This window comes from Nocardioides sp., from assembly GCF_035429765.1.
Lineage (GTDB): Bacteria > Actinomycetota > Actinomycetes > Propionibacteriales > Nocardioidaceae > Nocardioides.
This window is the reverse complement of record NZ_DAOMFK010000192.1, coordinates 4801-6221: the sequence shown is the minus strand read 5'-3', so window position 1 is coordinate 6221 and position 1421 is coordinate 4801. Positions and strand designations below refer to the sequence as shown.

Annotated in this window: 2 protein-coding genes; one reads left to right on the top strand and one right to left on the bottom strand. The window is 74.3% G+C overall.

Annotation, left to right across the window (positions count from 1 at the left end; all coding sequences use genetic code 11):
* On the top strand, positions 1 to 527 hold a 527-nt coding region (locus PLP61_RS14125), incomplete at its 5' end, for an alpha/beta hydrolase fold domain-containing protein (RefSeq protein WP_324503386.1).
* 6 nt (positions 528 to 533) lie between these two features.
* Here the strand turns inward: PLP61_RS14125 and PLP61_RS14120 are convergent.
* Positions 534 to 1421, bottom strand: an 888-nt coding sequence (locus PLP61_RS14120) for a dihydropteroate synthase (protein WP_324503385.1), incomplete at its 5' end; no start/stop codon positions are given.

Sequence of the window (1421 nt, the reverse complement as noted above, 5' to 3'; positions counted from 1 at the left end):
CGACCGTCTGGGCGGCCGCGCACCGCGCCGACCTCGGCGGCGGGTCGGTCCTGGGCGTGGGGGGGGACAGCGCGGGCGGCAACCTCGCGGCGGTCGTGGCCCAGGCGCACGCGGACCTCCTGGACGCCCAGGTGCTGATCTACCCGGCCGTCGACATGCTCACCGACTACCCCTCCCGCGAGGAGAACGCCACCGGCTACTTCCTCGACCTGCCGACCATGGAGTGGTTCTTCGGCCACTACCTCTCCGGCGCCGAGGCGGCCGAGGACGACGCCCGGCTCTCGCCGCTCAAGGGCAGCCTGGCCGGCACGCCCCCCGCGGTCGTGGCCACCGCCGAGTTCGACCCGCTGCGCGACGAGGGCGAGGCGTACGCCGCGGCGCTCGCCGCAGCCGGCGTCCCCACCGACGCGGTCCGCTACGACGGCCTGATCCACGGCTTCGCTGACATGGGGCCGGTCAGCGAGGCCTGCGCCGCAGCGGTCACCGACCTCAACGGCCGCATCTCCCGGCTGCTGCACCGGGGCTGACCCGGGTCACCCCACCTGGAGCTGCTGGAGCGCGTCGAGGACGGCGCGCACCTTCGCGACCTCGTGGGTGCGGAAGACGCCGGTCCCGCCGAGACGGGCGAGCACCGCGAACATCGGCTCGGCCGTCCGGAACTGCTCCTGGAAGAGGTCGAACGCGTGGGGGAGGGCGTGGCACACGGGCAGGCCCAGCGAGCGCAGCCGGAACGTCCTGAGCAGGACCCGGGTCTGGTAGTCCACCCGGACCGCGGGCTCGGTGAGGTTGCCGTAGTAGAAGCCGAGCCCCGGGTCGAGGACGATCTGGTCGACCCCGCGTGCCCGCGCATTGGCGACCCGCTCCCGGAACGCCTCGAGGTAGCCCGGGACCGGGTCGCCCTCACGCTGGACGTCCTCCACGTCGCGCACGTCGGAGCCCTGCACCGAGCAGAGGACCAGCGTTGCGGCGTACTCCGCGACCAGGTCGAAGACCCTGTCGTCGTGCCCGCGGCCGGTGAAGTTCACCACGTCCGCGCCGGCGTCCAGGCAGGCTCGGGCGACGTCCGGGTCGTAGGTCTCCGCCGACACGCTCACGCCCTCGGCGGCCAGGGCCTTGACCACCGGGGTGAGCAGCTCGATCTGCCGGGTCGGGTCGACGCGCTGCGCGGTGGCGTTGGTCGACTCGGCGCCGAGGTCGACGAGGTCGGCGCCCTCGGCGGCGAGGAGCAGCCCCCGGCGGATCGCCGAGCTGGTCGAGGTGGCGACGCTGTCGCGGTAGGTCGAGTCGCGGGACAGGTTGAGCGAGCCCATCACCACCGGGTGGGCGTCGGTGTCGACCAGCCGTCCGCCGAGCCGGACCGGGGCGACAGGGTGGGACAGATCCTCCCGGTGCCGCGCTGCCAGGTCCGCCAGCGCGGCGAG